This window comes from Stenotrophomonas sp. SXG-1 (assembly GCF_014083965.1).
In the GTDB taxonomy this organism is placed as follows: domain Bacteria; phylum Pseudomonadota; class Gammaproteobacteria; order Xanthomonadales; family Xanthomonadaceae; genus Stenotrophomonas; species Stenotrophomonas geniculata.
Genome location: NZ_CP046588.1, coordinates 135190 through 162091, shown reverse-complemented (window position 1 = coordinate 162091; position 26902 = coordinate 135190). Strand labels below are relative to the sequence as shown.

Annotated in this window: 26 protein-coding genes; 8 read left to right on the top strand and 18 right to left on the bottom strand. The window is 67.8% G+C overall.

What is annotated here, in order from left to right; genetic code table 11:
* Window position 1: 1 nt before the first annotated feature.
* From secB to GOC52_RS00660, 4 genes are all read right to left on the bottom strand, one after another.
* A complete protein-coding gene (secB, locus tag GOC52_RS00675; RefSeq protein ID WP_004153553.1) occupies window positions 2–520 on the bottom strand; it encodes a protein-export chaperone SecB in 519 nt (172 codons plus the stop codon).
* Between the two features lie 99 nt (window positions 521–619).
* On the bottom strand, window positions 620–1057 hold the full coding sequence (locus GOC52_RS00670) for a rhodanese-like domain-containing protein (protein WP_004153552.1): 438 nt from the start codon (window positions 1055–1057) through the stop codon (window positions 620–622).
* Between the two features lie 57 nt (window positions 1058–1114).
* Window positions 1115–1540, bottom strand: a complete 426-nt coding sequence (locus tag GOC52_RS00665) for a hypothetical protein (RefSeq protein ID WP_019338209.1) — start codon at window positions 1538–1540, stop codon at window positions 1115–1117.
* Window positions 1541–1572: 32 nt separating this feature from the next.
* Window positions 1573–2040, bottom strand: coding sequence for a YiiD C-terminal domain-containing protein (locus GOC52_RS00660; protein ID WP_043400743.1), 468 nt, complete (start codon window positions 2038–2040; stop codon window positions 1573–1575).
* A gap of 35 nt (window positions 2041–2075) precedes the next feature.
* Here GOC52_RS00660 and GOC52_RS00655 point away from each other — a divergent pair, with 35 nt between their 5' ends.
* From GOC52_RS00655 to GOC52_RS00645, 3 genes are all read left to right on the top strand, one after another.
* A complete protein-coding gene (locus tag GOC52_RS00655; protein ID WP_043400746.1) occupies window positions 2076–2885 on the top strand; it encodes a uroporphyrinogen-III synthase in 810 nt (269 codons plus the stop codon).
* A 104-nt stretch (window positions 2886–2989) separates the two neighbouring features.
* Window positions 2990–3967 carry a uroporphyrinogen-III C-methyltransferase gene (locus GOC52_RS00650; protein WP_191850422.1) on the top strand — a complete coding sequence of 326 codons (978 nt, stop codon included), beginning with the start codon at window positions 2990–2992 and terminating at the stop codon, window positions 3965–3967.
* 6 nt (window positions 3968–3973) lie between these two features.
* Complete coding sequence (locus GOC52_RS00645; protein WP_019338206.1) at window positions 3974–5269, top strand: heme biosynthesis HemY N-terminal domain-containing protein; 1296 nt, start codon at window positions 3974–3976, stop codon at window positions 5267–5269.
* 118 nt (window positions 5270–5387) lie between these two features.
* On the opposite strand, the gene GOC52_RS00640 is transcribed toward GOC52_RS00645, so the two are convergent.
* A complete protein-coding gene (locus GOC52_RS00640) occupies window positions 5388–6683 on the bottom strand; it encodes an acetyl-CoA C-acetyltransferase (RefSeq protein ID WP_029550824.1) in 1296 nt (431 codons plus the stop codon).
* Between the two features lie 93 nt (window positions 6684–6776).
* On the opposite strand from GOC52_RS00640, the gene GOC52_RS00635 reads away from it, so the two are divergent.
* The gene (locus GOC52_RS00635) at window positions 6777–7664 is read left to right on the top strand and encodes a hypothetical protein (RefSeq protein ID WP_019338204.1); all 888 of its coding nucleotides are present in this window, start codon (window positions 6777–6779) and stop codon (window positions 7662–7664) included.
* A 212-nt stretch (window positions 7665–7876) separates the two neighbouring features.
* Here GOC52_RS00635 and GOC52_RS00630 read toward each other — a convergent pair whose 3' ends face one another.
* From GOC52_RS00630 to GOC52_RS00595, 8 genes are all read right to left on the bottom strand, one after another.
* On the bottom strand, window positions 7877–8503 hold the full coding sequence (locus tag GOC52_RS00630) for a superoxide dismutase family protein (protein ID WP_019336498.1): 627 nt from the start codon (window positions 8501–8503) through the stop codon (window positions 7877–7879).
* Window positions 8504–8534: 31 nt separating this feature from the next.
* On the bottom strand, window positions 8535–9104 hold the full coding sequence (locus tag GOC52_RS00625; protein WP_010487189.1) for a superoxide dismutase family protein: 570 nt from the start codon (window positions 9102–9104) through the stop codon (window positions 8535–8537).
* Between the two features lie 93 nt (window positions 9105–9197).
* Window positions 9198–10646, bottom strand: coding sequence for a nitrogen regulation protein NR(I) (ntrC, locus tag GOC52_RS00620; protein ID WP_043400755.1), 1449 nt, complete (start codon window positions 10644–10646; stop codon window positions 9198–9200).
* Window positions 10639–11700 (bottom strand): two-component system sensor histidine kinase NtrB, encoded by a 1062-nt coding sequence (locus tag GOC52_RS00615; RefSeq protein ID WP_029380135.1) that lies wholly within the window; start codon window positions 11698–11700, stop codon window positions 10639–10641. Before GOC52_RS00615 ends, ntrC begins: the two co-directional genes overlap by 8 nt.
* Before the next feature lie 114 nt (window positions 11701–11814).
* Complete coding sequence (locus tag GOC52_RS00610) at window positions 11815–13860, bottom strand: TonB-dependent receptor (RefSeq protein ID WP_191850420.1); 2046 nt, start codon at window positions 13858–13860, stop codon at window positions 11815–11817.
* A 138-nt stretch (window positions 13861–13998) separates the two neighbouring features.
* Complete coding sequence (locus GOC52_RS00605) at window positions 13999–14313, bottom strand: hypothetical protein (protein WP_099559726.1); 315 nt, start codon at window positions 14311–14313, stop codon at window positions 13999–14001.
* A gap of 84 nt (window positions 14314–14397) precedes the next feature.
* Window positions 14398–15573, bottom strand: a complete 1176-nt coding sequence (mltA, locus tag GOC52_RS00600; protein ID WP_191850419.1) for a murein transglycosylase A — start codon at window positions 15571–15573, stop codon at window positions 14398–14400.
* A gap of 66 nt (window positions 15574–15639) precedes the next feature.
* Window positions 15640–17148 carry an alpha/beta hydrolase gene (locus GOC52_RS00595; protein ID WP_029550661.1) on the bottom strand — a complete coding sequence of 503 codons (1509 nt, stop codon included), beginning with the start codon at window positions 17146–17148 and terminating at the stop codon, window positions 15640–15642.
* Between the two features lie 127 nt (window positions 17149–17275).
* Here GOC52_RS00595 and GOC52_RS00590 point away from each other — a divergent pair, with 127 nt between their 5' ends.
* Together GOC52_RS00590 and GOC52_RS00585 are read left to right on the top strand one after the other, a co-directional pair.
* Complete coding sequence (locus GOC52_RS00590) at window positions 17276–18985, top strand: histidine kinase (protein WP_043400786.1); 1710 nt, start codon at window positions 17276–17278, stop codon at window positions 18983–18985.
* On the top strand, window positions 18973–19674 hold the full coding sequence (locus tag GOC52_RS00585) for a LytR/AlgR family response regulator transcription factor (protein WP_043400767.1): 702 nt from the start codon (window positions 18973–18975) through the stop codon (window positions 19672–19674). The genes GOC52_RS00590 and GOC52_RS00585 overlap by 13 nt, the downstream gene beginning before the upstream one ends.
* A 30-nt stretch (window positions 19675–19704) precedes the next feature.
* Here the strand turns inward: GOC52_RS00585 and GOC52_RS00580 are convergent, their stop codons facing one another.
* The 4 genes from GOC52_RS00580 to glnA all read right to left on the bottom strand — a co-directional run bounded on the left by GOC52_RS00580 (window position 19705) and on the right by glnA (window position 24240).
* The gene (locus GOC52_RS00580) at window positions 19705–20451 is read right to left on the bottom strand and encodes an N-acetylmuramoyl-L-alanine amidase (RefSeq protein WP_191850418.1); all 747 of its coding nucleotides are present in this window, start codon (window positions 20449–20451) and stop codon (window positions 19705–19707) included.
* Window positions 20452–20696: 245 nt separating this feature from the next.
* On the bottom strand, window positions 20697–22124 hold the full coding sequence (gene amt, locus GOC52_RS00575) for an ammonium transporter (protein ID WP_043400789.1): 1428 nt from the start codon (window positions 22122–22124) through the stop codon (window positions 20697–20699).
* Between the two features lie 22 nt (window positions 22125–22146).
* The gene (locus GOC52_RS00570) at window positions 22147–22485 is read right to left on the bottom strand and encodes a P-II family nitrogen regulator (RefSeq protein ID WP_004134334.1); all 339 of its coding nucleotides are present in this window, start codon (window positions 22483–22485) and stop codon (window positions 22147–22149) included.
* Between the two features lie 345 nt (window positions 22486–22830).
* Window positions 22831–24240: a type I glutamate--ammonia ligase gene (gene glnA / locus GOC52_RS00565; RefSeq protein WP_010487206.1), complete on the bottom strand. Its 1410-nt coding sequence runs from the start codon at window positions 24238–24240 to the stop codon at window positions 22831–22833.
* Window positions 24241–24464: 224 nt separating this feature from the next.
* Between glnA and GOC52_RS00560 the strand changes: the two genes are divergently transcribed.
* Complete coding sequence (locus tag GOC52_RS00560; RefSeq protein WP_191850417.1) at window positions 24465–25259, top strand: undecaprenyl-diphosphate phosphatase; 795 nt, start codon at window positions 24465–24467, stop codon at window positions 25257–25259.
* A 73-nt stretch (window positions 25260–25332) separates the two neighbouring features.
* Complete coding sequence (locus GOC52_RS00555; protein WP_010487212.1) at window positions 25333–26160, top strand: META and DUF4377 domain-containing protein; 828 nt, start codon at window positions 25333–25335, stop codon at window positions 26158–26160.
* A gap of 129 nt (window positions 26161–26289) precedes the next feature.
* On the opposite strand, the gene GOC52_RS00550 is transcribed toward GOC52_RS00555, so the two are convergent.
* Complete coding sequence (locus GOC52_RS00550) at window positions 26290–26901, bottom strand: YbhB/YbcL family Raf kinase inhibitor-like protein (protein WP_049480446.1); 612 nt, start codon at window positions 26899–26901, stop codon at window positions 26290–26292.
* Window position 26902: the final 1 nt, after the last annotated feature.

The following is a 26902-nucleotide window of genomic DNA, read 5'->3' as shown; positions in this document are numbered from 1 at the left end:
ATCAGGCGTTGCCAGCCGGCTCGGAGTCAGCCAGCGACGGTGCGTCACCCTGCTCCTGGCGCTGGCGCAGGGTTTCTGCGTACAGGCCTTCGAAGTTGATCGGCTGCAGGAAGAACGGCGGGAAGCCGCCGGCCTGGATCAGGTCGCTGACCAGCTGGCGCACGTACGGGAACAGGATGTTCGGGCACTGGGTGCCGAGCAGCACGTCGATCGACTGCGGGTCCAGGCCGACCAGGCCGAACACGCCTGCCTGCTTCACTTCGGCCACGTAGGCGGTGCGCTCACCGGCCTGGCAGGTCAGGGTCACGGCCAGCACGACTTCGAAGGCGTTCTCACCCAGGCGCTGCACCTGCTGGTTCAGGTTCAGCTGCAGCTCCGGCTGCACCTGGTCATTGAAGATGGTCGGAGCGTTCGGCGACTCGAAGGAGACGTCCTTGACGTAGATCTTCTCGACGGTGAAAGCGGGGCCGGTGGCGGCATCGACCGGCGCAGCGGCGCCGTTGGTGATCTCTTCGGACATTTCCAGTAACTCCAATGAATGCAATGAAAACGATGGTCGAACTACTGCGATGGGGGCGGGATCAGGCCCATACAAGGCCGGATCCGCCACCTGCGGCAATCAGTTGCGGCCCTTGACCAGCGGCAGCTCGGCCTGCTGCCAGGCGGGAATGCCGCCGTCGAGCACGTAGACCTTCTCGAAACCGGCCTTCTTCAGCGCCTTGGCGGCGGTTTCCGAAGCGTTGCCGCTGCGGCACACCAGCACCACCGGCGACTGCTTGGCGTTGGCCACCAGCTTGTTGTCCGGGCCGAAGGCACTGGCCTGGGCGTTGCGGCTGCCGGCAATGTGGCCCTTCTCGAAGTCACCGCTGGCCGACAGGTCGACCACCACCGTGCCGCCCGCGTTCATCAGCTGGGTCAGTTCGGCGGGCTTGATGCCCTTGAAGCCCCGGAACAGGCGGCGGATCTCGGTGACGATGATGGCCACGGTCAGGCCGACCAGGGCCGCGGACAGCATCGGGTTTCGGCCTGCAAAGGCCAGCAACTCTTCGTAATTCACTCAGGTCACGGGTCGATTAAGCGGGCGCCGATTGTCGCACAAGCCGGACGCGGCCCGTCACTGCCCCTTCCACAGGTCCGGCAGGCCGGCCGTCTGCCACCAGCGCTTGGCCTCGGCATCCCAGCGCCAGCGCTCGACCACCACCACGGTGCGTTCGGCCTGGGTGTTCTGGTTGATCACCCCGATTTCGACCCGGCGCTCGACCAGGCCACCGTCCAGCGAGGCGCTGCTGCGCTCGCGGTAGGACGACACGCGCAGCTGCGCGTAGCGGTTGAGCTCGAACTCGGTGGGCGGCTTTTCCTTGCGCAGCTTGGGGTCCAGATAGCCGATCGCATCGTCCATGCTGCCCCAGCGGATGGTGGCGCCGTAGGCGATCTGGGTCTCTTCCAGCAGCTTGCGCTGCTTGCGGCTGAGGTCGTCGGCCGACGCCACGGCGCTGACCAGCAGCAGGGAACACATCAGGAACTGGATGAGGCGGCGCATCGGTGGTTTCCCCAGAACGTCAGCCTGCCATCCTACCCTTTGGCGAAGGCAACGAAGCGACCGCTGAACTCGGCGGCAGGCTTGCCATCGGCACCGGGCTGGGTGGCGATGATGCTGATGCGGGCCTTGCGGCGCTGCCGGAAGGTGTTCAGGAAAGCATCCCAGCCGGTAACCTCGGCCGCTTCGGCATGGGCGTGCAGGTCTTCGTAGACCGGCGCCAGGTAGCGCAGGTTGCTGTCGGCCACGTAGACCTCGGCATCGTGGCCGGCCAGGCGCAGGCGCAGGCTGACCAGCGCCCAGCCAGACAGGGTCAGCACCGAGGCCAGGCTGCCACCGAAGGCGTTGCCCTTGTCGTTGACGTTGGCGGCCAGCGGCGCGGTGATGCGCAGCACGCCATCGGCATAGCCGTCGAGCTGGATCTGCATGGCGCGGACCGCCGGCATGCAGTCCAGCACGTCCTGCAGGGCGGCCAGCGAGGAAGTCAGAGCATCAACGGACATCGGAGCAGAGACCACGACAACGAAGGGCCCGCATAATGCAGGCAATGGCCGACCATACGATACCCACTGGCGCCGCCGGTTCCGAGCCGGGCTGGACCTTCATTTCGCTGCGACCGCAGGGCCAGAATTCCGCGCTGCGCCGCGCCGTTGCTGGGCTGGGCGGACATGTGGTGGCCCTGCCGCCCTGGCGTCTGCAGCGCCTGAACGGCACGCCAGTGGTGCGTCAGCTGCAACGCACGCTGAACTGCGATCGGGTGGTGTTCACCAGCCCGGCCGCCGTTACTGCGGCCGCCACCCTGCTGCCACTGGCCGAAGCACAACGCAGCCCGTGGCTGACCGTGGGCGAAGGCACCGCGCGCGCGCTGCGGGCGCAGGGCGTCGCCGAGGTGCATGCACCGCAGCGGATGGACAGCGAGGGGCTGCTCGCGATGCCGGTGCTGGCCAATGTACAGGGCCTGTGCATCGGCCTGGTCACCGCCCCTGGCGGGCGCGGCCTGATTGCCGCGCAACTGCAGGCGGCGGGCGCCACGATCGAACGCGCCGACGTCTACCAGCGCCGATTGCTGCGCCTGCCGCCCCGCACATTGGCTCGATTGGCGCATTCAGCGCAGCCGTGGGTGCTGGCGGTCAGCAGTGGTGAGGCGTTGCTGCATTTCTGGCAGCAGCTTCCGCCGGCATTGCAGCAACGCTTTCAGGCGCACGCCACCGTCGTCGTGGCCAGCGAACGGCTCGGCGAACAGGCGCACGCATTGGGGCTGCAACGCGTGGTGCGCGCGGCCGGGCCCACCACGGCACAACTGGTGGCCGCTGCACACGCCACGCTCACCGTCCCGGCAGCGACCTGAACAGGGACGTGGGTCACGCTTGCCGCTGTGGTCGGCAACAGTGATGCTGTGCACAACGCGGCCTGCCGGAACCTGACCGGCGGCGTTGCCGACAAGGAAGCCCCATGAACGAGACTCCGCCCGTTTCCCCGCCCCGTCGACCTGTGCGCTGGCTGTTGCCGCTGGCCGGGGTGGTCGTGCTTGGCGTGGGCGGCTATGCCGGCTGGTACGTCTGGCAACAGCAACAGCACGAACAGGAAGCGCAGGCACAGACCACGGCCGTGCAGCTGCAGGGCCTGCAGGCGACACTGGATGCATTGCGCCGCGACCAGCGCGCGACCAGCCAGCGCCTGCAGGATGCGGCGACCACCAACCGCGTGCTGCGCGATGAGATGCTGGGCCTTTCGCAGCGCAGTGCATTGCTGGAAGAGAACCTGGCCAAGCTGGCCGACAGCGCCAACCAGGGCCGCCAGGCGGTACAGCGCGATGAGGCCGAGCTGCTGTTGACCCAGGCGGCACAGCGACTGAACTACGCCGACGACGTGGAAGGCGCACGCCGCCTGTATGCACAGGCCGCCACCGCGTTGGCCGATCTGCCCGACAGCGACGGCCTGAATCTGCGCCAGGCCCTGGTGCAGGAGCGCGATGCACTGGATTCCCTTGGTGCCGGCCCGCGCGCGCAATCGATGCAGCGCCTGGATAGCCTGGCCAATGCCCTGCATGGCCTGCCCTCGCAGGTAACAGGCGACAGCGCGCCCGGCGCCGGCAAGACCTGGTGGCAGGCCACGCTGGCCCCGTTCGTGGACATCAGCCCCAGCCGCCAGAACGGTCCGCTGACCGCCGCCGAACGCCGCAATGCAGACGATGCACTGCAACTGGAACTGACCCTGGCGCGCGCCGCGATCGAACGTGGCGACCGCACCGGCCGCGATACTGCGCTGGCACGCGTGGAGCATTGGGCGCAACGGCGCTGGCCGGATTCACCGGCCCTGCGCGCGCAACGTGCTGAACTGAAAGCCTTGCGCGAGCTTCCGCTGCAGGCCAGCAACGCTGTTCTTGGCAGCACCCTGCAGCAGCTGCGTACCCAGACCGACCGGAGGTAATCCCACATGAAACCCCTGCAATCCCTGGTCGTGCTGTTGCTGGCCGTGGCCATCGGCGTGGTTGCCGCGCAATGGCTCGGCGCCGATGACCTCAACCGCTTCGGCGAAGTGACTCTGCGCTACGGCGGCTACGACTACCACAGCAACCTGCCCAAGGTGGCGCTGCTGTCGGTGATCGCGGTGCTGGTACTGTGGCTGCTGTGGAGCCTGATCGCTGCACCGTTCCGCGCCTGGGGCCGCTACCGCCGCAAGCAGGGCCGGGTGCGCCTGATCGACGGCCTGCAGGCCTATGAGCACGGCCAGTGGCAGCGTGCCGAGAAGCTGCTGGACGGCGCCGCCAAGGATCCGGAAGTGAGCGCGGTGGCGCTGGCCAACGCCGTGCGCAGTGCGCAGGCGCGTGCCGACGGCCCCGCCGGTGAAGCGCTGCTGCAGCGCCTGGGCGAAAGCGATGCCACCCTGCAGGCGCTGCTGCGCGCCGAACAGCTGCTGGCGCGCGATCTGCCGGTGGATGCAATCAACGCATTGGACGTGGCGGCGATCCAGCCGCTGCCGCCGCGCGGCCTGTGGCTGCGCACCGAAGCACTGGCACAGGCGGGCCGCGCCCACGAGGCGTATGGCCAGCTGGGTGCACTGCGCCAGAGCAAGGTGCTGCCGGCCGACGCCAACAGCGAACTGGAAGCACGCCTGGCCGCACAGGCGCTGCTGGAAGCGGCCGACGTCAACGCGCTGGCCGCGCAGTGGGAAGCCACGCCGAAGGCGCTGCGCCCCACCCCGGACGTGGTCGGCGCGTATGCCAGCCGCGCGGTGGCCCTGAACTGGGATGAGCCGGCGCTGCTGGCGCTGGAACAGGCCCTGGACCATCGCTGGGACGACGAACTGGTGGCGCTGTATGGCCGCCTGCCGGCCGAGCGCCTGGCCACCCGCCAGAGCAACCTGGCGCGCTGGCGCAACGTGCATGACGAGTCGGCCGCGCTGCGCCTGGCACAGGGCCGCGTGGCCCTGGCCCAGCAGCAGTGGGATGCCGCCGATGCGTTCCTGCATGAGGCCATCGCCGCCGGCGCTGGTGCTCCTGCGTGGGAAGCACTGGGTGAGCTGTTCGCGCAGCGTGGCGAGCACGCGCTGGCCGCGCAATGCCTGGCCAATGCGCTGCGACTGCAGCGCGGCGAGGACAGCGTGGAGCTGGTGCGCGGCATTGAAGCACCTGCACGCGCCACGGTGGAAGAGCAGCCCATCACGGTGCAGCCGCCGGTGTATGACGCCAACGAAGAGCGCGACGAATTCGGTAATCCGCGGTTGCCGTGAAGCGTGCCGACCAACGGTCGGCACTCACCAGAGCAAGAAAAAACGCCGCCCATTGGGCGGCGTTTTCATGTGTGGAACCCGGTAGTCGCCAACCTTGGTTGGCGTGCGGTCGCAACAATCAGCGTTCGACGATCGCCACCACGCCCATGCCGCCGGCGGTGCAGATCGACACCAGCGCGCGGCCGCCGCCGCGTTCGGCCAGCTGCTTGGCGGCCGTAGCAATCACGCGGGCGCCGGTGGCAGCGAACGGGTGGCCGGTGGCCAGCGACGAACCCAGCAGGTTGATCTTGTCCGGGTCGATGCGGCCCATCGGTGCATCCAGGCCCAGGCGGTTGCGGCAGTAATCCTCGCTCTCCCACGCACGCAGGGTGCACAGCACCTGCGCGGCGAAGGCTTCGTGGATCTCGTAGATGTCGAAGTCCTGCAGGGTCAGGCCATTGCGCTTGAGCATCTCCGGCACAGCCACGGTCGGTGCCATCAGCAGGCCTTCACCATGCACGAAATCAACGGCCGAGACGTGGGCATCACGCAGGTACGCCTGCGGTTCGTGGCCGTGTGCGCGGGCCCATTCCTCGCTGGCCAGCAGCACCGCGGCAGCGCCATCGGTGAGCGGGGTGGAATTGGCTGCGGTCAGGGTGCCGCGGCCGGAGACCTTGTCGAAGGCCGGCTTCAGCGTGGCGAGCTTTTCCAGCGAGGTATCCGGGCGCAGGATGTTGTCGCGCTCGACGCCACGGAACGGTGCGATCAGGTCGTTGAAGAAGCCACGCTCATAGGCGGCAGCCAGCTTCTTGTGCGACGACACCGCCCACTCGTCCTGCGAGTCGCGCGAGATGTTCCATTCCTTGGCCATGTCCTCGCAATGGTCACCCATGCTCTTGCCGGTGCGCGGCTCGGCCACGCCCGGGAACTCGGGCTTCAGTTCGGAGAACTTGAAGCCGGCGGTCAACGCGCGGATCTTGTCGCCGGTGCTCTTGGCACGGTTGGCGGCCAGCAGGCGCGCGCGCAGCTTCTTGCCGTAGACGATCGGCACGTCGGAGGTGGTGTCCGAACCACCGCCGATGCCGGATTCGATCTGGCCCAGCGCGATCTTGTTGGCGACGGTGATGATGCTGTCCAGCGAAGTACCGCAGGCGCGCTGCAGGGTGATGCCCGGGGTCAGCGGCGACAGGCCGGAGGACAGCGTGGCTTCGCGGCCCAGGTTCCAGTCGCTGGAGTGCTTGATCACCGCACCCATCGCCACTTCACCCAGCTGCTGGCCGTGCAGGCCGAACCGTTCGACCAGCGCGCCCAGCGTACGGACCGACATGCCGAGGTTGCCGACATCCGAATACGCGGTGTTCTGGCGGCAGAACGGAATGCGGACGCCACCGAGGATGGCGACGGGACGAGCGTTGGGCATGGAGATACCTGGCATGGATGAGGGTGTCTGCAACATGGCCTGCACGGCGGAGCAGGCATAATGGAGCCAAGTGTAGCTGCCGCCCTGTGATGGGCCAACCGTGGAACCATGAGCAAACCCGACCCCGCGATGAATGCCCTTGGCGTGCTGGCCCTGGAACTGGCCGGCGGCGAAATCCCCCGCCAGGCGGTACTCAGCGCCGAACAGGCCGGTGAACTGGCCGATCGCGTCGGCCGCGACCTGTCCAAGCTGGTGCCGCAGGTGGCCGAGCTGGACCTGGTGTTCGCCGCCGCCCATTTCGACCCGGCCGAAGTGCTGCGCCCGGGCTGGCCGATCCATCGCCGGCTGGAAGAACTGCAGATGCGTGCGCCGGGCCGCAACCAGGGCCCGCGCCTGCTGGCGTTCGGTACCGACGCCCAGGGTGACGTGCCGCTGCCGTTCCAGGCCGATGCCAGCCTGGTGGGTGGTGGCCTGCGTGTGGTGCCGTTCTTGCTGGCCGGCAGTGACGTGGCCACCACCAATGCGGTGGCCGAGGCGCTGGAAGATACGCTGCTGGCCAACGGCATGGCCCATGCCGACACCGCGTTGATGGCGCAGAACACCTTTGGTGCCCGCATCGAGCACGCACGCTATTTCACCGTGAATGATCTGGCCGCGATGATGTCGATGCAGTACGACAACCAGGGCCTGGCCGCGCTGTGGCCGCTGATCGAGACGGCGATCATGGCCCCGGGCGAGGACGAGTGGCTCAATGCCGCGCCCGAGCCGCTGCTGCGCTATACCCATGGCGAGGCACGCATGGCGCTGTTCGACCCGGCCGGCTGGTGCGCGCACTACAACCACGGCAACAACGACTGCGACCGCCTGAAGGGCATCTACGAGCAGTTCCTGATGCGCCAGCGGCAGATGGCCGCGGTGCTGGAAGCGCACGGCGTGCCGGTGCTGTTCGTGCACTGCGAGGCCGGGCAGGACGCGCGCGAGCTGCTGGCGCGCTGATCTGCGGATGCGCGCCGCCGGGCATGGCCCGGCGCTACCGTGCAATTGCGTTTCGCCGGGGCGCGACCGCCGTGCGTATTGCTGTAGAGCCGAGCCCATGCTCGGCTCAGGCCGCCGAAAGCACAGCCGAGCATGGGCTCGGCTCTACAGAAAGCGATGCAAAGAAAAACGCCGGCTTGCACCGGCGTTTTCCGTTTCCAGCAAAAGCGCCCTTACGGGGCCTTCTGGATCACCGCACATGCCAGGCGCGCGCCGGCGTTGCCGGTCGGCTGGGTCTTGTAGTCGTCCGCGTCGGCGTGGACGATCAGGCCACGGCCGATGATGTCGAAGTCATCACCCTTGCCGATGTTGACGTTGCTCGACACCGGGCCGTCGATGGTGGCCACGCCCTTGTCGTCGGCCTTGATGTTGGGCATGTCGCCACCGTGGTGCGGATCAGCGGACACGCTGCCGTGATCCTGCTTGCCCGGGTTGAAGTGGCCACCGGCGCTCATGCCGTCCGGGGCGCTGCAGTCGCCCTTCTCGTGGATGTGGAAGCCGTGCTCGCTGCCCGGCTTCAGGCCGCTGATCTGGCCGGTCACGTGGACCTTGCCGTCAACCACCTTGAAGGTGACGCTGCCCTTGGTCTCGTTACCCTGGGTCGGTGCCAGTTCGGCGGTGGCGGTGGCATCGGTGGCCGCTGCAGCGGCCGGCGCCGGCGTTGCGGCCGGTTCGGTGGTGGCGCCGTCGGCCGGTGCGGCCGGCGGGGTTTCAGCCTGCGGCGCGGCCGGCTGCTGGTTGCAGGCCGCCAGGCCCAGTGCAGCAATGGCTGCGAACAGCGACGTGTGGATCAAACGCATGGAATCTCTCCCTGGATGATGCCTGCAGTGATCAGCGGACAACCCGGATCACGCCACAGGCGATGCGGACGCCGGCATTGCCGGCGGGCTGGCTGCGATAGTCGTCGGCGTTGGCATGCACGACCAGTGCACGTCCGGCGATATCGGTGGCGGCGCCTCCGCCAAGGGTAACGCCCTTGAGGTGGATATCGACGTTGGCGCGGCCCTGGGCGTCGGCACGCAGATTGTCCATGTCGCCCAGGTGGTGCTTGCCGGTGCCGGCGCGGCCATGCGCAGCGCCACCGGGATTGAAGTGATTGCCGGCACTGCTGGCATCCACCGCGCTGCAGTCGCCACGCTCATGGATGTGGAAGCCGGCCTGCTGCATCGGCTGCAGGCCACCGATCAGGCCGGTGATGTGGAGGCCACCGGGCTCCACCATCAGCGCGATGCGACCACTGACGATACTGGCCGAGGCCGGCGAGAGATTGGCCTCGGCCTGTTTCGCGGCGCTGACCACGGTCGGTGGTGGCGGGGTGGGCTCGGCCTTCTTCGGCGCGCTGCCACAGGCAGACAGCAGCACGGCGGCGGACAACGGCAGGATGGCAAAGGACAGACGCATCGAAGACTCCTTGCAGGTGACACTACGGACGGCATCGTCCATGAACGATCAACGGTTCGGCAAGCGGGCGCGAGGATCGCGTGCAGGGACCGTTCAATGGCCCCCGCGGCGGCGGCCAGCGCCCAGCTTGCGGGTAAGGGTATTGCGGCCCAGGCCCAGGCGGGCAGCGGCTTCGGCACGACGGCCATGGGTGATCTGCAGCGCGGCCTCCAGCAGGGCATGGTCGACCCGCTCACGCACCTGCGCGTGCAACCCTTCCACGCCTTCGGCCAGCTGACGGCGTGCCCATTCGGCCAGCAGCGCTTCCCACTGGCCGGGATCGGCACCGCTGGTGCTGCCGCGACGGCCGCGCGTGCGGTTCAGCGCGGTATCGACGTCTGCCACGCCGATGGTGTCGGCGGCGGCCAACGCCGCCATCCGCCAGCACACGTTTTCCAGTTCGCGCACGTTGCCCGGCCAGTCGTGTTCGCGCAGCGCCTGCAGTGCGGCAGCGGTCAGGCGCTTCGGCGGCGTATCCAGCTTGCGCGCGGCGGCGGCCAGGAAGGTGCTGGCCAGTTGCGCGATGTCCTCGCGGCGCTCACGCAGCGGCGGCAGCTGCAGGCGCACCACGTCCAGGCGGTGCAGCAGGTCGGCGCGGAACTTTCCCTGTGCAACCAGGCCTTCCAGATCCTGGTGGGTGGCGGCGACCACGCGCACATCGACGCGGATCAGCTCGCGGCCACCCACGCGGAAGAACTCGCCCTGCGCCAGCACGCGCAGCAGGCGCGTCTGCAGCGGCAGCGGCATGTCGCCGATCTCATCCAGGAACAGCGTGCCGCCGTCGGCCTGTTCGAAGCGGCCGATATGGCGGCGCTGCGCGCCGGTGAAGGCACCAGCCTCGTGGCCGAACAACTCGCTTTCCAGCAGCTCGGACGGGATTGCAGCGGTATTGAGCGCGACGAACGGCCCCTGCGCGCGCGGCGATTCGCGATGCAGCGCATTGGCCACCAGCTCCTTGCCGGTGCCGGTCTCGCCGGTGATCAGCACCGCCAGCGGCGCCTGCGCCAGGCGGCCGATGGCACGGAACAGCGCGCGCATCGGCGGGGTATCGCCCACCAGTTGCGGCGGTTGGTCGCTATGCGCTTCCGCCGCAGGTGTGGGCGCCGCCAGTGCCGGCGCAATTGCCGGCAGCACACGCTGTGCCAGCGCCACCGCGTCGTCCAGGTCGAACGGTTTGGACAGGAATTCATGCGCGCCACCACGGAACGCACCGGCCGTGCTGGCCACATCGGTATAGGCCGACATCACCACCACCGGCAGCTGCGGCAATGCGGCTTTCAGCTTGTCCAGCAGCACCAGGCCGTCGTCGCCGGGCATGCGCACGTCGGTGAACAGCAGCGCCGGCGGTGGGCCCTCGTTCAACGCCTGCAACGCGGGCGCAGCGCTGTCGAAATCGACGACCTGGTAGCCCGCCTCGCGCAGCGCGGTGCACAGCACGAAGCGCACGGCACGATCGTCATCGACCACCCAGATGCGCTGCGGGGACGAAGAAGACTCAGACATCGCGCGGGGCCTCCTCGGCCGGGGCGGTGCCACTGACGATCGGCAGCAGCAGGGTGAACACGGTATGGCCCGGGCGCGAGCGGTAGGTCAGCGTGCCGCGGTGCTCGCGCGCCACCTGCTGGGCCAGCGCCAGGCCCAGGCCAGTGCCTTCGGCGCGGCCACTGACCAGCGGCAGGAACAGGTGCTCGGCCAGTTCCTCGGGTACACCACGGCCGTCGTCGGCAATTTCCAGGCGCAACGCCAGCGTGTGCAGCTGCTCGGCGATGCGCACGCCATGCTCCACGCGGGTACGCAGGGTGATGTTGCCGGCACCGGCCTGGATCGCGTTGCGCACCAGGTTCCACACCGCCTGGGTGAGGCGGTCGGCGTCGCCATGGAATTCGGGAATGCTGGGGTCGTAGTCGCGCTGCAGGCGTACCGCCCAGCCGGCCTCGTTCTCGGCCAGTCGCAGCACGCGCTCAAGCGCGGCATGGATGTTCAGTTCGGCATGCGGCGCGGCCGGGGCCGGCGACAGCAGCTGGTCGAGCAGGCCGTTGAGGCGCTCGATCTCCGAGCCGATCAGTTCGATCAGCTCGCGTTCGCTGGCATCGCGCTGGGCCGCGCGGCGGGCCAGCAGCTGGGCCGCGCCCTTCAGCCCGGCCAGCGGGTTGCGCAGCTCGTGGGCCAGCCCCTTCAGCGCTGCACTGAGCGCGCTGGGCAGGGCCTGGGTCGGGTCCAGCCCGGGAAATTCATCGACCGGATGCGCTTCCAGCAGCCAGCCGCCATCGTCGCGGCGGCTCATCCAGCCCTCAGCGAAGCGCGGGGCCTCGCCGGGCACCGCCAGCGCCAGCCGGTTCAGGCGCAGGCTGTCGCGTTCATCGCGGGCCAGGAAATGGGCCAGTGCCTCGCCCTGCACTTCCAGTGCGGCCAGCGGCCGACCCAACAGGCGCCGGACGCTGACGCCCAGCCAGCGGGCGAAAGCCGGATTGCAGCCGGCAATGCAGCCATCGGCCCCGGCCCAGGCCAGCGGCGTGCCGAGGGCATCGAGGGACGGCGGGGGTGCGGGGTCGGACATTGCACCAATGTAGTGCAAAACGTGGGTTCGGGGTCAGAGCCCTTTCCGTCAGGAAAGGGCTCTGACCCCTGCCGCAGGTCGAGCAGGCTCGACCACTACCGGGTGCGTGGCCGATTACAGCTTCATGTTCAGGCCGACGAACACGCTGCGGCCCGGGGCAGGCGAGAACATCGGGCGGGCGCTGTCCCAGAAGAAGCTGTCGTACCAGGCGTAGGCGTACTCGCGGCCGGTGACGTTCTTCAGCTGCAGGTCCACGCTCCAGCGCGGGTTGATCTGGTACGCGGCGCTGAGGTCGAGCACGGCGAAGCCTCCGAACTTGCCGGCCGCGTTGCGCTCTTCCAGGTAGTAATCGCCCTGTGCACGCGCCTGCAGGCCCAGCCGCAGCGCATCAGTGGCGCGGTAGTCCACGCCCAGATTGCTGATGTGGCGCGGGGTGGCGGCCACTTCGCGGCCCTGCAGGGAAACGCTGGCATCGCGGTCGTCGCGGGTGATCTTCGCTTCCTGGTAGGCGTGCGAGGCCCAGACCGTCCAGTCGTCGCCCATCTGCAGGCTCAGCTGCGCATCCACGCCGCGGCGGCGGGTCTTACCCAAGGTGACCGTCGTACCGGTAGCCGGCATGTTGGATACCTCGTTCTCTGCATCCTGCTGCCACACCGCCAGGCGTGCCTGGCTGCCGGCAAACGGCTGGAATTTCAGGCCCAGCTCCATGCCGGTGTTGGTGGACGGCTGCATCGGCGCCTGCCCCGGGGTGAGGTAGGCCGGTGCGGTGGAACCGGTCAGCACCTGGAAGGTGCGGCCCCAGTTCGCGTAGACGTGGGTGGTCTGGCCCAGGCTGTGGATGACGCTCAGCTTGGGCTGGCCGATCGTGCCGTAGTCCTGCAGGCGGCCGCTGATCCCGCTCATCAGGTGCGTGCTACCACTGAAGCGGTCGATACGGTAGGCCGGCACGATCTTCCACGCCTCGCCGGGCTGGTAGATGGCCTGCACGTAGGCACCCCAGTTGTCGAAGCTGTGGCGGTCGTTGTTCTGCACGCGCGCCGGTGCCTGGCTGAAATCGGTGGGTTCGGCGTAGGCGTAGCGCTCGCGGACGTAGCCGTTGTCCTGCTGCTCGTAGTTCAGGCCGCCTTCGACGGTAAGCGAGGGGCTGGCCTGCCAGGTGAGCGTGCTGAGCAGGCCGGTCTGGCGCTCATCCCACACGCGGCGCTGGCGCGGCAGGTTGCCGGTGGGCAGGTCGCTGAAGGTCACGCGGCGGTCGTCTTCGTAGCGGTTGTAGTACAGCCGCGTGCCGAAGGCGAGCGCGTCGGACAGCTTCAGGTCCACGTGCGCGGCGATCTGCCGCATGTCGCGGTCATCGCCATCGTTGCCGTTGCGCAGGTCGCTGCCACGACGATGCGTGCGCAGTTCGTCGGCCGTCATGAAGCCGGGTTCGTCCGCTTCGTGGTGGTAGGCGCGCGCGATCAGGCCCACGCGCAGGCCGTTGTCCAGCGACCCGTAGAACCACTTGCCACCCAGCGAATACTTCTTCGAGGTGTCGTGGTCGCGGTACCCATCGCTGGCCTGGGTGCCGACGAAGTAGTTCTGCGCGAAGCCATTGCTTTCGCGGCCGATCGCCAGCTGCGCATCGCGGGTGTTGTAGCTGCCGTAGGCCAGCCGCGCATCGGTGTAGTTGCCGCCCTGGCGCGTACCGAAGTTCACGTTGCCGCCGATGTTGTGCAGGCCGTAGCGCGGGTCGTTGGTTCCGCGCACCACTTCGATGTAGCTGATCTCCAGCGGGAACAGCATGTCGATGAAGCGCTGGTTGCCGCTGTTGACGTTGCTGGGGATGCCGTCGATGAGGGTCTTGATGGCGTTGAGGTAGCCCTCGCCGTTGAAGGCGCGGAAGCTGACCTTGCCCGATTCGGCCCCCTGCCGGGTTTCGGTGAGCTGGATGCCGGGCATCTGCCCCAGCAGTTCCCAGCTGTGCGAGACGTTGCGGTCTTCGATCTGGTCCGCGCCCAGCACATCCACCGAGGTCAGCACCTGGTGTGCGCTGAGCTGGCCTTCGCCATGCTGGTGCACCTGCACCTTGCCGAGGGTGAGCGCGGCATCGGCGGACTGTGCGAAAGCTTCAGGGGCGAACGGAGCGGCCGCGAGGGCGGCCACCAGCGTGGAGGTCTTCATGGGGGGGGAAGGGCGCGGATGAAATGTAATCATATAACATTTCACACGCCTGCCATGTAGAGTCCAGCCATGCTCGGCGGCTACTGGCAAACAGCAGTCGAGCATGGCTCGACTCTACACAGCGGGGTGGAGCGGTGCTTACACCGGGTAGCCGGTGGCTTCCCTGGCCTTCTTCCAGGCGCTTTCGAATTCGCGCGGGGAGATTTCGTCGTCCTCGTCGAAATCCAGGAACGACACCGGCTGGTCGGCCAGCAGGAAGCGGTCGTCGCTGTGGGCATGCTCGTCGGCCCAGACCATCTTGGTGCCGTAGATTTCCACCTGGCGCACGATCTTCTCGCCGCGTGCTTCCATCAGCACGTTGCCCTTGCCCAGGCCCGATTCGGCCCAGTGCTTGTAGTACTTCTTTGCGGCGGATTTCGCGCCGGATCTTGCGTTGTGCTTTGCGTAGGTCATTGCGGAGGTCCTGGCCGCAGACGCGGCCGGAAAGTTCGGAATGGCGCCATTATCGCCCGACCTTGCAGCACGCAGGTGAGCGCTTCATTGGGCCGGCGCCGGCAACGCCACGCCCTTCGGCCACAGCATCCAGATGTTGCCCTTCTGCTTCATGTCACCGGCCAGCTTGCCGGCGGCATCGCCGCTGCCCCAGTACAGGTCGGCGCGCACTTCACCGGCGATGGCACCGCCGGTGTCCTGCGCGGCCACCGGGCGCACCACCGGGCTGCCGTCCGGGCGCGTGGTGGACAGCCACAGCAGGCTGCCCAGCGGCACCACGGTGCGGTCCACTGCCACGCTGTAACCGGCGGTGAGCGGCACGTTCAGTGAACCGCGTGGACCTTCCGGGCTGTCCGAGTTGCGCACGAAAAACACGTAGCTGGGATTGCTGCGCAGCAGTTCCGGCACGCGTGCGGGATTGGCTCGGGCCCAGGTGCGGATGGCGTCCATGGTGACGTCTTCCTTCTTCAGCTGGCCCTGGTCCACCAGCCAGCGACCGATGGCGCGGTACGGGTGGCCATTCTGTTCTGCATAGGCCAGCCGCACCTGCGTGCCATCGCCCAGTCGCACCCGGCCGGATCCCTGGATCTGCAGCAGCTGCAGGTCCATCGGATCAGTCAGCCAGGCCAGCACCGGCGCCTTGGCGCCCTTGGCCGCGATGGTACCGGCGTCGTCATAGGGCTTGAGCACCTTGCCTTCGACGCGCCCGCGCAAACGCTTGCCCTTCAGTTCCGGGTAGAGGCTCTCCAGCTGCACCACCACCAGATCATCCGGCGTGCCGTACACCGGCACCGTGGCAGTGGCCGTGCGGGTGAGGCTGCCGGGATAGATCGGTTCGTAGTAGCCGGTAATGAGCCCGTCGGCCTGGTGGCCGCCGGCACGCAGTGCATAGACATCCAAATCGCGCTGCAGGAACTGGCGGATCGCGGCCGGGTCCTTGTCCGCCACCGTCGCGGCGGTGGCGCAGGGTCTGGCCCAGACTGCATCGTTCTTCAGGCGGGTGCAGCTGCTGCGCCAGGCAACGAAGCCGGCCTGCAGATCGCTGTCGGAGACCGGCGGCAGTGCGCTCCATGCGACCTTGGCGTAGGTGGCCGCCGGCGGTGTGACGGCCGTCGGCACTTCGGATCCGGTGCGGGGGGCGGTGGTGGAACAACCAGCAAGCACGGCAAGCGCAAGAAGACTCCAGCACGTGCGGTTGAAGGGGGCGATGAGGTCAGTCATTGCCCCAATGTAGTGCAATCGGGCGTGGCGCAGGACCGGGATCGCATCCTGCGCCACACGACGGCCTTATCGCTTGCCGCCCAGCGACTCACTGCTGTGGGTGGCGAACACCGGCGGCGGCACGTCCAGCACGGTGTCGCTCACGGCGCGGCCAGCGAGGAAGTCGACGATGTTGCGGGCGATGGCGGGGTTGCCGGTCCACAGCTCGTTGTGGTGGCTTGCATTGCGCACCAGCAGCGCGTGGCCGTTGCTGAACCCCGGCAGCAGTGCAGCGGCATTGGCCGGGGGCGTGCGTCCATCCAGCGTGCCGCTGATGAACAGCACCGGCACCTCACTGTGTAGCGGCCGGCGGAAGCCCTCACCCAGATCGGCCAGGCCGAGGCCTTCGCCGATGGCCGGGAAGGGGAAGTTCAGCCCGTCGCCGAACAGGCTCTGGCGTGCCTGTGCTTCGGCCAGCGCCCGGCGCTGCGGGCTCTGCCCGGAAGCAACGTCCATCGCCAGGCCCATGGCCGGGAACTGTGCGAACTGGGCGCGCCCGATCAGCACCAGGTCTGCCAGCGGATCGTAGTTGCCGCGCTCGGCCTCGCGCAGCACCAACGGCAGCCATTGCTGGGTGATGCGCTGCCCCAGCATGTTGGCGATGACGATCTGCGCGTCGTACAGGCCGATGGTGACCTGCTTGCCCGCATGCATGTGGCTGCGGCCCTGCCGCGGCTGCTCACGCAGCGCTTGCAGCACGCGGGTGACCGATCCGGCGAGATCGTCGAAGCCGTCTTTGCGCGCAAGCACTGTCAGCTCCTGCAGCAGCGCGTCGCTGCTCAGCGGCAGCTTCAGCGTATCGTCGGGCCCTTCGGACCCCATCAGCACCACGCGCTCCAGACCGGCACCATGCAGGCGTACCGTGGCCAAGGCCAGATGGGTGCCGTAGCTCATGCCCCACAGGCTGATCTTCGGCACGTCCAGCGCGCGCCGCAGGTCGTCGAGGTCACCGGCACTCTCGGCCGTGGTGTAAGCGCCGAGATCGACGCCGGCCTGACGCCAGAACGCTACACACTTCGCCGCCGTGGCCTGCACTGCGGCCAGGGCCGTATCGCGCTGCAGGGGTTGGGCGTCGTCGAAACGTGTTTCATGCGGACATTCCGGCGGCGGCTCGGACTGGCCGGCGCCGCGCTGGTCGAGCAGCAGCACGTCGGATTCGCGCCGCACCTGGTCGAACACAGGCCAGCGCGGACCCCGTGCAGTGTCGATACCGGAACCACCCGGACCACCCGCCAGGTAGACCACCGGTGCCGCGCGGCCATTGCCGGCCGTCGCGCGCAGGCGCACCACCTTCAGGTGCAGGCGCGGACCGTCCGGCTCGCTGTGCCGACGCGGCACCTCCAGCGTGGCGATCTCGGCGGGAATATCGCCATGGCCCTTGGTCTGCAGTGTGTAGGGCTCGAATGTCAGCGCCGCCGGACTGGCCTGCGCGGGAAGGGCCGCGGCCAGGGCCAAGCAGAGCACGGCGAGGGTGGCAGCCACGACAGGGCGACGAACCTGGAAACGGCCGGCGGAGGTAGAGGCGCTGCGGGTCATGTTGGGCTCCGATGGAAGGATGTGCACCGCCAGCATCTGCTCCCTCGCCGCGCTGCGGGCGCGTCCATCTGCCGAACGTCTCCAGACGGCAGCCCAATGTCTCCGCGCAGCCGATACGATGGCCGCCATGCAGATCCTACGAACCCTGGCTGTCCTCGTTGTATTGCTTGCGGCCGTCGCCGCGTGGCTGATCGCGACGACGCCCCCGCCCGGAATGGTGCAGCTGCGCGGGGCGGAGATGGCACCTGCGAACCTCGGAGCATCCGGCCCCCTGCCGACGCGACCGGCGCAGGACCTGGCTTGGCAGCCACTGGACCAACGCGCGCTGGCGCGCTGGCGCGGCCCGTACTGGCTGCGCTGGCATGTGCCTGCGCCGGCTGTCGCCGGTGATCACGGCCGCGCCCTGCGACTGTCGCTGCGCGCGGCCAGCCAGCTGTACTGGAATGGCACACCGTGGATCAGCAATGGCGTGGTCGGCCGTACCGCCGAAGAAGAGCGGCCGGGACGCATCGACATCGTCCGCGTGCTGCCGCCTCCTTCGGCCAACGCCAGCGATGAGCTGGTGGCGCTTGCGTCCAGCCAACAGCAACGCTTTGCTCTGCATGGTGCCGATGCGATGGTACTGATCGCGCCTGCCGCCGTGCTGTACGGCCAGGTGATCCTGCCGTGGCTGATCGCCGCGTTCGCCACCGGTGCGCTGGCGGCAGCGTGCCTGTACTTCCTGGCCGTGCTGCGGGGACAGGCGCACAAACCCGGCGCGCGGCTGCTGCTGGCGCTGGGGGTGGTGGGACTTGCACTGCCCGCGGTCGAGGCGTGGCGATCACTGCTGGGCTACACCTACCCGTGGCACGGCGTTCGCCTGGTCGCGCTGCTTGCACTGCATGTCATCGCGGCCGTGCTGCTGCCAGCCTATCTTGCGCGTCGCTTCGAGGTGGTCGTGCCCAAGGCAAGTGGTTTCATCTATCTGGCGCTGATCATGGCCGCGGCCATCGCATTGCCCGGCTTCGACACCCGCTCAGCGGCGGTGCTGCTGTTGAGCCTGCTCGCCTCGGTGTGGGTGCTGCTGCGCACGCCTGCGGGGCAGGAAGACCGATGGCCGATCCTGGCGCTGCTGTCTGCCGGCCTGCTCGCGCTGCTGGTCGCACGCGGCGCCTTCCTTGATGGCCCTTACTTCCTGCTGCTGGCGGTGCTGATGGTGTTCCTGCTACTGCGCCACGCTGCCCAGTTGCAGGCGCTAGACCGGCACAACGCCCGGCTGCGCGAAGAACGCGCGCAGCTGTCGTTGCAGTTGTTGCAACGGGGTATCCAGCCGCATTGGCTGATGAACACGCTGACCTGCCTGCAGGAGCTGATCGAACAGTCACCGATGCGCGCCAGCCGCCTGGTGGAGTCATTGGCTGATCAGTTCGATCGCCTGCGCGACAGCAGCAGCCGCCAGAGCGTACCCCTGCAGGACGAGTTGGCGTTGTGCCGCAGCCATCTGGATATCGTCGGTCTTGCTCTGGACCGGCGCATGATGCTGGACGTCGAGGGCGAGGATGCGGCGATTTCGTTGCCGCCCGGCATCCTGCATGCGCAGGTGGAAAATGCACTGACCCATGCCGGTGCTGTCGCCTGTGCACTGCACCCTTTCCGCCTGCGCGTGCAGCGCGACAACGCGCGCTGGATACTGGAACTGCACAGTGCGCGAGGCTCGGCCCCGCATCGCGGACGTGGCACCGGCACGCGCTACATCGAGGCCAGTCTGGCGGCAGCCAGCCCCGCCGGCTGGAGCTTCGTGCAGGGCATCGACGGTGACCACTGGTGTGGCCGGATCGAGCTGACATGCGCATCCTGATCGTCGAGGACGAGCCGCTGGTGCGACAGCGCCTCCTGCGCCTGTGCGGCGAGGTGGCCGGTGCACGGGCGCGTTTCGATGCGGTGGCCGATCTGGAAGCGGCCGGCGACCGCTTGCAGCGCAGCGTCTACGACGGCCTGCTGCTGGACCTCAACCTTGGCGGCGACGATGGCTTCGAGCTGCTGCGCCGCGCCGTGGCCGGGCGCTACCAGTGCGTGGTGGTGTCGGCACACCGCGAGCGCGCATTGCAGGCGTTCGAACACGGCGTACTCGACTTCGTACCCAAGCCCTTCTCACGCGAGCGCCTTGCCCAGGCGCTGGAACGCCTGCTCGATACCGGTGGCGTCCGCGCCGGTCGCGCGCGGTATCTGGGCATCTGGCGTGCGCAGGGTACAGCGACCGTCGAACTGGCGGACGTGCTGTGGATACGCGCCGACGGCGACTACAGCCAGGTGCGCCTGCGCGACGGTGGCAGTGAACTGCATGACAAATCCCTGGCCGCGCTGGCCAGCGTGCTGCCTGCGGATTTCGTCCGCTGCCATCGTTCCTACCTGGTCAACCTGCGCCAGGTGCGTACCCTGCATGCGGCCTCGGGCAGCCGCTACTGGCTGGTGCTGAGCGACGGCAGCGAGTTGCCTGTTGGGCGCGCGCATGTGGCGGCACTGCGCAGCGAGCTGGGGATGGAGTGAGGCTGCCAGCCATGGGCTGGCACTACTGGCTCATGGGGTCTGCAGCAGCAGTGAATGCAGGATGCGGGCGTCCTCGGCATCCAGCGTCTTCGGCAGGTCGTCGCGGCCACGGAAACGGCGATGGAAGGCGGCGACGGTGGCCTCGCGGTTGTCCAGCGGATAGCCGAAGCGGGCCAGCGCATTCCACGCATCGAAGCCTTCCGGTGCGGCACCATCGGCGGCGCGCGGCCACACCCCGAAGCCGGCTTCGGCCAGCTGCTGCCACGGGAAGAAGCGGCTCGGATCCTGCTTGCGCGTCGGTGCCAGGTCGGCGTGGGCGATGACCTGGCGCGGCGGGATGTTCAGGCGCGTGGTGAGGTCACGCAGCAGCACGATCAGCGATTCGATCTGCGCCGCACTGAACGGGCTGCGGCCATCGTTGTCGAGTTCGATGCCGATCGAGGCCGAATTGAGATCGGTGATGGTGCCCCAGCGGCCGGCCCCCGCATGCCAGGCGCGGCGCACATCGGCCACCAGCTGGTAGCGATGGCCATCGGCGCCGATCAGGTAGTGCGCGCTGACCGGTCCACCACTGTTGGCCGTGCGCAGCGTGTGCAGGCTCTGCTGCACCGATTTCTGCTCGGTGTGGTGGATGACGATGATGACCGGCGTGCGCGCGTTCTGGTTGGGCGACGGCACCCAGGTGGCGAGCGGGTTGTGCGTCTCCCGTGGCGCGGAGGCACAGGCGGCCAGCAACAGGCAGGCCGAGAGCATCAGGACAGTGCGGATCGGGTGCATGGCCTGATTGTGCGTGATCAGGCGCGATGATGCATGCCGCCGTGCCGAGCAAGCTTGGCACCCACCAGAGAGGATGCGGTAGATCCACGCCATGCGTGGATGGGCTACCGGCTGTGCCGACCAACGGTCGGCACCCACCAGAGCAGACCCAGACCCCGTGCCAAGCAAGCTTGGCACCTACCAGAACGAGGACAGTGGAAGTGCCGACCAACGGTCGGCACCCACCCCGTCCATGCACCGCTACTTCAGGCCTCGTAGGCGGATTCGCCGTGTGAGGTCACATCCAGGCCGGTGCGCTCTGCCTCTTCGGTCACGCGCAGGCCGACCACGACCTTGACCACCAGCAGGATGACCGCGGTCACCACGGCCGACCACACCACGGTGAGACCGACACTGACCACCTGCACCCAGACCTGGTGCGCGATATCCAGATCGGCCTTGGTGCCACCCAGCGACTGCGCACTGAACACGCCGGTAAGGATCGCGCCGACGATGCCGCCGACGCCATGCACACCGAACACGTCGGCGGTGTCGTCCACCTTCAGCAGGCGCTTGAGGCCGGTCACGCCCCACACGCAGACCACGCCGGCGACGAAGCCGATGACGATCGCGCCGAGCGGACCGACGGTGCCGCAGGCCGGGGTGATGCCGACCAGGCCGGCCACCGCGCCCGAGGCGGCGCCCAGTGCCGACGGCTTGCCCTTGCTGATCGCTTCCACCAGCGTCCAGCCGAGTACAGCCGCAGCCGTGGCCAGCACGGTGTTGAGGAAGGCCAGTGAAGCTACGGTATCGGCCGCGGCGGCGGAGCCGGCGTTGAAGCCGAACCAACCCACCCACAGCAGCATCGCGCCGATATAGGTGAACGGCACGTTGTGCGGCTTCAGCGCGGTCTGGCCATAGCCCAGGCGCTTGCCGACGAACCATGCGGCCACCAGGCCGGCAACGCCTGCGTTGATGTGGACCACGGTGCCACCGGCGAAATCGATCGCTCCCATCTCACCCAGGTAGCCGCCACCCCAGACGATGTGCGCCATCGGGATGTAGCTGAGGGTGAACCACAGCGCCGAGAACAGCAGCACCGCACGGAACTTGATGCGTTCGGCGAAGGCACCGACGATCAGCGCAGTGGTGATGCCCGCGAAGGTCGACTGGAAGGCGACGAACAGGTAATCCGGCAGGCCCTTGATCGGCGTGTTGCCGACCGACTCCGGAGTGAAGCCCTTGAGGAAGGCGAATTCGGTGAACGAGCCGAAGAACGGGTTGCCGGCGCTGAATACCGCGCTGTAGCCGTACGCCACCCACAGCAGCAGCACCAGCGAGAACACCACCAGGATCTGGCTGAGTACCGACAGCACGTTCTTCGAACGCACCAGGCCGCCGTAGAACAGGGCAAGGCCCGGCACCACCATCAGCAGCACCAGCAGGGTGGAAGTGAGCATCCAGGCCACGTCACCGTGGTCGAATGCCGGGGCCGTTGCTTCGGCAGCGGCAGGTGCTGCGGCCACCGGGGCCTGCAACGGTTCAACCGCTACGGTTTCGCTCGGCAGCGGCGACACCTGTGCCTGGGCATGGGCGCTGCCCGGCCACGCACCGGCGGCGAACGCGCTGAGCAGCATCAACAGCCACACGACATGGAACCGGGCTTGCCACCCGGTGAGAAGGCGCATCTTCATGGGGGAGTCTCCGGAAGGGGGGTTACAGCGCGTCGGCACCGATTTCGCCGGTGCGGATGCGGATGACCTGTTCGACGGCGGTGACGAAGATCTTGCCGTCACCGATCTTGCCGGTGCCTGCCGACGACTGGATCGCTTCGATCACCGCGTCGGCACGCTCGTCGGTGACCACGGTTTCGATCTTGATCTTGGGCAGGAAATCGACGACGTACTCGGCGCCGCGATACAGCTCGGTGTGGCCCTTCTGGCGACCGAAGCCTTTCACTTCGGTCACGGTGATGCCCGACACGCCTGCGTCGGACAGGGCCTCGCGGACCTCGTCGAGCTTGAACGGCCGGATGATGGCGGAGATCAGTTTCATGCGCATGTCCCGATGGTGGATGGGGCCAGCGCGCAGACGCGCGTTGGCATCAGGCAACCCGCGGCCATCAGATGATGGCCGTGGCTGTTGCACCGGACACATACAGGGCCGGGACGGCCGTGCCTCTCTCCTTGCACGACCGACGCGGGAGGGAGGGCGGCCCTGGTCGCGTATCCGGTCTTTCTCTTGCCCCTGGATAAGCGGGCCAAAGGCCCGCGTTCCAATGCAGCGGACCGACAGTCCGCTCTACAACGGCGGGCCTGCGCCCGCCTTGCGGCTCCCCAGCCGCGAGAACGGAAGCGATGGCGGCGGGTGGGAGGGGAAGCCCACCGCCATCGCATCCGGTCAGCTGGCGTAGTACAGCTGGTATTCCAGCGGGTGGGTGGCCGCGCGGAACTTGGTCACTTCCTGCATCTTCAGCGCGATGTAGCCGTCGATGAAGTCATCGCTCATCACGCCACCGGCCTTCAGGAACTCGCGGTCCTTGTCCAGCGCTTCCAGCGCCTGGTCCAGCGAGGAGCAGACCTGCGGGATCAGCTTCTCTTCTTCCGGCGGCAGGTCGTACAGGTCCTTGTCGCTCGGTGCGCCCGGGTCGATCTGGTTCTTGATGCCGTCCAGGCCGGCCATCATCAGCGCGGTGAAGGTCAGGTAGCCGGACTGGATCGGATCCGGGAAGCGCATTTCGATGCGGCGCGCCTTCGGGTTGGAGACCCACGGAATGCGGCACGAGGCCGAACGGTTGCGGGCCGAGTAGGCCAGCATCACCGGCGCTTCGAAGCCCGGCACCAGGCGCTTGTAGCTGTTGGTGCCCGAGTTGGCGAAGGCATTGATGGCCTTGGCGTGCTTGAAGATGCCGCCGATGTACCACAGCGCCAGCTGGCTCAGGCCACCGTAGCCGTCACCGGAGAACAGGTTGGTGCCGCCCTTGGACAGCGACTGGTGCACGTGCATGCCGCTGCCGTTGTCGCCGACGATCGGCTTGGGCATGAAGGTGACGGTCTTGCCATTGCGGTGCGCGACGTTCTTGATGACGTACTTCATGCGCAGCAGTTCGTCGGCCTTCTGCACCAGGGTGCTGAACTTGGTGCCGATCTCGCACTGGCCTGCGGTGGCCACTTCGTGGTGCTGCACTTCCACTTCGATGCCGACCTGTTCCAGGGTCTTGCACATCTCGGCGCGCAGGTCGTGCAGGGTGTCGGTCGGCGGCACGGGGAAGTAGCCACCCTTCACGCCCGGACGGTAGCCGCTGTTGGCGCCGTCGTACTTGGCACCGCTGTTCCAGGCGGCTTCTTCGGAATCGACCTTGAAGAAGGTATTGCCCATTTCATTGGCGAAACGGACCGAGTCGAAGATGAAGAATTCCGGCTCCGGGCCGAAGAACGCGGTTTCGGCGATGCCGGAGGACTTCAGGTAAGCCTCGGCGCGCTTGGCGATGCCGCGCGGGCAACGACCATACGGCTGCATGGTGGCCGGGTCCAGGATGTCGCAGCTGATCACGATGGTCGGATCGGCGTAGAACGGGTCGACGTAGGCGCTGGCAGTATCCGGCAGCAGCACCATGTCCGACTCGTTGATGCCCTTCCAGCCGGCGATCGAGCTGCCGTCGAACATCTTGCCTTCTTCGAACAGCGACGGCTCGATGATGCTGACCGGGAAGGTCACGTGCTGCTCGACACCACGCATGTCGACAAAGCGCAGATCGACGAACTCGATCTGGTTGTCCTTGATCAGCTTCTCAACGTTTTCCACGGACATCGGTACGACCTCGGATGGGGATGAATGCCTGCTGAGGTAGAGCAACGACCGTGCCAACTTTTCGCAGGCTGCAAGTCATTGATTTCAAAAAGGGTGCCCTGGACCGGTGCAAATCGGTGCGCACCAATTGGGTGCGTCCGGCACCAGACGCACCCGTTTGGTGCAGCAGGGATCGTCTATCCTCTCGACCTTCTTCCTACCTGCCGCGCGTGCCCGCACTGTCCATGTCCGACCTGCTCTCCGCCCTGCTGCTGGGCATCCTCGAAGGCTTGACCGAATTCCTGCCGATCTCCAGCACCGGCCACCTGCTCATCGCCCAGCACTGGCTGGGTGCCCGCTCGGACTTCTTCAACATCGTCATCCAGGCCGGCGCGATCGTGGCCGTGGTGCTGGTGTTCCGCCAGCGCCTGCTGCAGCTGGCCACCGGCTTGAACCAGCGCGAGAACCGCGAGTACGTGTTCAAGCTGGGCGCGGCCTTCCTGGTCACCGCCGTGGTCGGCCTGGTGGTGCGCAAGGCCGGCTGGTCGCTGCCGGAGACGGTCAGCCCGGTGGCCTGGGCACTGATCATCGGTGGCCTCTGGATGCTGCTGGTGGAGGCCTATACCGCGCGCCTGCCCGACCGCGACCAGGTGACCTGGACGGTGGCGATCGGTGTGGGCCTGGCGCAGGTGGTGGCCGGCGTGTTCCCCGGCACCTCGCGCTCGGCTTCGGCCATCTTCCTGGCCATGCTGCTGGGCCTGAGCCGCCGCGCCGCCGCCGCCGAGTTCGTGTTCCTGGTCGGCATTCCCACCATGTTCGCCGCCAGCGCCTACACCTTCCTGGAGATGGCCAAGGCCGGGCAGCTGGGCAGCGAGAACTGGGCCAACGTGGGCGTGGCCTTCCTTGCCGCGGCCGTCACCGGCTTCGTCGTAGTGAAGTGGCTGATGGGCTACATCAAGTCGCACAGGTTCACCGCCTTCGCCATTTACCGCATCGCGCTGGGCGCGGCGCTGCTGCTGTGGTTGCCGTCCGGCAGCTGAACAGCGCCGGGGCACGGTAACCCCGATGCCGGCCCCACCCCGTTTCCCCCACGGTTCCCCAAGGAGAATCACCATGAACCGCAAGCTCACCCTGCTCCTCCCGCTGGCCCTGATGGCCGCCTGCAGCCAGACCCCGGCCCCGGCCGGCACCGGCGGCGACGACGTGGCCCCGGCCGCGGCCAAGGCAGCAGACCAGCAGACGCTGGCGCACCTGGACGCGCAGCGCCTGCAGAGCCAGCACTGGCTGCTGCAGCAGGCCACCGCCGCCGACGGCAAGCGCATCGACGCGCTGTTCGCCCGCGAAGACAAGCCGGTCACCCTGGACTTCGCTGATGGCCGCCTGTCGGTCAGCAACGCCTGCAACCACATGGGTGGCGGCTACACACTGGCCGACGGCAAGCTGACGGTCAGTGCGATGGCCTCGACCATGATGGCCTGCACCGACAAGGCGCTGATGGCGCTGGACGAGGCCGTGTCGAGCCGCCTGCAGGGCGAGCTGAAGGCCGAGCAGGATGCCGATGGCAAGCTGACCCTGACCACCGCCAAGGGCGACGTGCTGGTGTTCAACCCGGAACCGACCGCTGAAACCCGCTATGGCGGCGCCGGCGAAACCGTGTTCCTGGAAGTGGCCGCGAAGACCGAGAAGTGCTCGCACCCGCTGATCCCGGACTACCAGTGCCTGCAGGTGCGTGAGGTCAAGTTCGACGACAAGGGCCTGAAGCAGGGTGAGCCGGGCAAGTTCGAGAACTTCTACGGCAACATCGAGGGCTACACCCACGAAGACGGCGTGCGCAACGTGGTGCGCGTGAAGCGCTACGAAGTGAAGAACCCGCCGGCTGATGCGCCGTCGCAGGCGTACGTGCTGGACATGGTGGTCGAGTCGGCCATCGAGAAGAAGTAAAACGACAGAAGGGCGGCCGAAAGGCCGCCCTTCTTCATTGTGCGTTGTAGAGCCGAGCTCATGCTCGGCTGCTGTCTATCGGGAAAAGCAGCCGAGCATGGGCTCGGCTCTACAACGCACATTGCCCGCTCAGGCCAATGCGGGGTTCAAGGTGTAGGTACCGTGCAGCGTCGCTTCGGCCAGCACGTGGCCGTGCATGGCGCGATACGCGTCTGCGGCGGTGAAGCGTGCCGGAAGCTCCAACGAGGCCACGTCCAGCGCAAACACGCGGAAGAAGTAGCGGTGCACGCGTTCGTCGTTGAACGGCGGATACGGGCCGTCGTAGCCCAGATAGTCACCGGCCATGTCCGGATTGCCGGCAAACCAGCCGGTGAAGTCGTTCAGGCCCTGGCGGCTGCCGGCCGGGCCCGCAGGTGCGGTCTTGCCCTTCACCACGAAGCCATCGCTGCAGCTGCCGGCGGCGATCTCCTGCACCGAGGCCGGGATATCGGCCATCACCCAGTGCACGAAGTCGCAGCGCGGCTGGTCGCGCGGCACGGTCATGTCGCTGCGGCCGACCATTTCCGGAACGGTCGGCACATCCGGATCCACGCACACCAGCAGGAACGAACGCGTGCCTTCCGGCGCGCCGTTCCAGGCCAGGTGAGGGTTGCGGTCCGGCGCGAAGCCTGCGGCATCGCCAGCGGCGAACTCGCGGTCGATCGGCGCGCCGTTGGTCAGGCTGTGGCTGCTCAGTTGCATC

Excerpts from the sequence above, each read along its gene's own strand:
- secB (WP_004153553.1), bottom strand. The coding sequence starts at position 520 with ATGTCCGAAGAGATCACCAACGGCGCCGCTGCGCCGGTCGATGCCGCC.
- GOC52_RS00665 (WP_019338209.1), bottom strand. The coding sequence starts at position 1,540 with ATGCGCCGCCTCATCCAGTTCCTGATGTGTTCCCTGCTGCTGGTCAGC.
- GOC52_RS00660 (WP_043400743.1), bottom strand. The coding sequence starts at position 2,040 with ATGTCCGTTGATGCTCTGACTTCCTCGCTGGCCGCCCTGCAGGACGTG.
- GOC52_RS00655 (WP_043400746.1), top strand. The coding sequence starts at position 2,076 with ATGCAGGCAATGGCCGACCATACGATACCCACTGGCGCCGCCGGTTCC.
- GOC52_RS00650 (WP_191850422.1), top strand. The coding sequence starts at position 2,990 with ATGAACGAGACTCCGCCCGTTTCCCCGCCCCGTCGACCTGTGCGCTGG.
- GOC52_RS00645 (WP_019338206.1), top strand. The coding sequence starts at position 3,974 with ATGAAACCCCTGCAATCCCTGGTCGTGCTGTTGCTGGCCGTGGCCATC.
- GOC52_RS00640 (WP_029550824.1), bottom strand. The coding sequence starts at position 6,683 with ATGCCAGGTATCTCCATGCCCAACGCTCGTCCCGTCGCCATCCTCGGT.
- GOC52_RS00635 (WP_019338204.1), top strand. The coding sequence starts at position 6,777 with ATGAGCAAACCCGACCCCGCGATGAATGCCCTTGGCGTGCTGGCCCTG.
- GOC52_RS00630 (WP_019336498.1), bottom strand. The coding sequence starts at position 8,503 with ATGCGTTTGATCCACACGTCGCTGTTCGCAGCCATTGCTGCACTGGGC.
- GOC52_RS00625 (WP_010487189.1), bottom strand. The coding sequence starts at position 9,104 with ATGCGTCTGTCCTTTGCCATCCTGCCGTTGTCCGCCGCCGTGCTGCTG.
- ntrC (WP_043400755.1), bottom strand. The coding sequence starts at position 10,646 with ATGTCTGAGTCTTCTTCGTCCCCGCAGCGCATCTGGGTGGTCGATGAC.
- GOC52_RS00615 (WP_029380135.1), bottom strand. The coding sequence starts at position 11,700 with ATGTCCGACCCCGCACCCCCGCCGTCCCTCGATGCCCTCGGCACGCCG.
- GOC52_RS00610 (WP_191850420.1), bottom strand. The coding sequence starts at position 13,860 with ATGAAGACCTCCACGCTGGTGGCCGCCCTCGCGGCCGCTCCGTTCGCC.
- GOC52_RS00605 (WP_099559726.1), bottom strand. The coding sequence starts at position 14,313 with ATGACCTACGCAAAGCACAACGCAAGATCCGGCGCGAAATCCGCCGCA.
- mltA (WP_191850419.1), bottom strand. The coding sequence starts at position 15,573 with ATGACTGACCTCATCGCCCCCTTCAACCGCACGTGCTGGAGTCTTCTT.
- GOC52_RS00595 (WP_029550661.1), bottom strand. The coding sequence starts at position 17,148 with ATGACCCGCAGCGCCTCTACCTCCGCCGGCCGTTTCCAGGTTCGTCGC.
- GOC52_RS00590 (WP_043400786.1), top strand. The coding sequence starts at position 17,276 with ATGCAGATCCTACGAACCCTGGCTGTCCTCGTTGTATTGCTTGCGGCC.
- GOC52_RS00585 (WP_043400767.1), top strand. The coding sequence starts at position 18,973 with ATGCGCATCCTGATCGTCGAGGACGAGCCGCTGGTGCGACAGCGCCTC.
- GOC52_RS00580 (WP_191850418.1), bottom strand. The coding sequence starts at position 20,451 with ATGCACCCGATCCGCACTGTCCTGATGCTCTCGGCCTGCCTGTTGCTG.
- amt (WP_043400789.1), bottom strand. The coding sequence starts at position 22,124 with ATGAAGATGCGCCTTCTCACCGGGTGGCAAGCCCGGTTCCATGTCGTG.
- GOC52_RS00570 (WP_004134334.1), bottom strand. The coding sequence starts at position 22,485 with ATGAAACTGATCTCCGCCATCATCCGGCCGTTCAAGCTCGACGAGGTC.
- glnA (WP_010487206.1), bottom strand. The coding sequence starts at position 24,240 with ATGTCCGTGGAAAACGTTGAGAAGCTGATCAAGGACAACCAGATCGAG.
- GOC52_RS00560 (WP_191850417.1), top strand. The coding sequence starts at position 24,465 with ATGTCCGACCTGCTCTCCGCCCTGCTGCTGGGCATCCTCGAAGGCTTG.
- GOC52_RS00555 (WP_010487212.1), top strand. The coding sequence starts at position 25,333 with ATGAACCGCAAGCTCACCCTGCTCCTCCCGCTGGCCCTGATGGCCGCC.
- GOC52_RS00550 (WP_049480446.1), bottom strand. The coding sequence starts at position 26,901 with ATGCAACTGAGCAGCCACAGCCTGACCAACGGCGCGCCGATCGACCGC.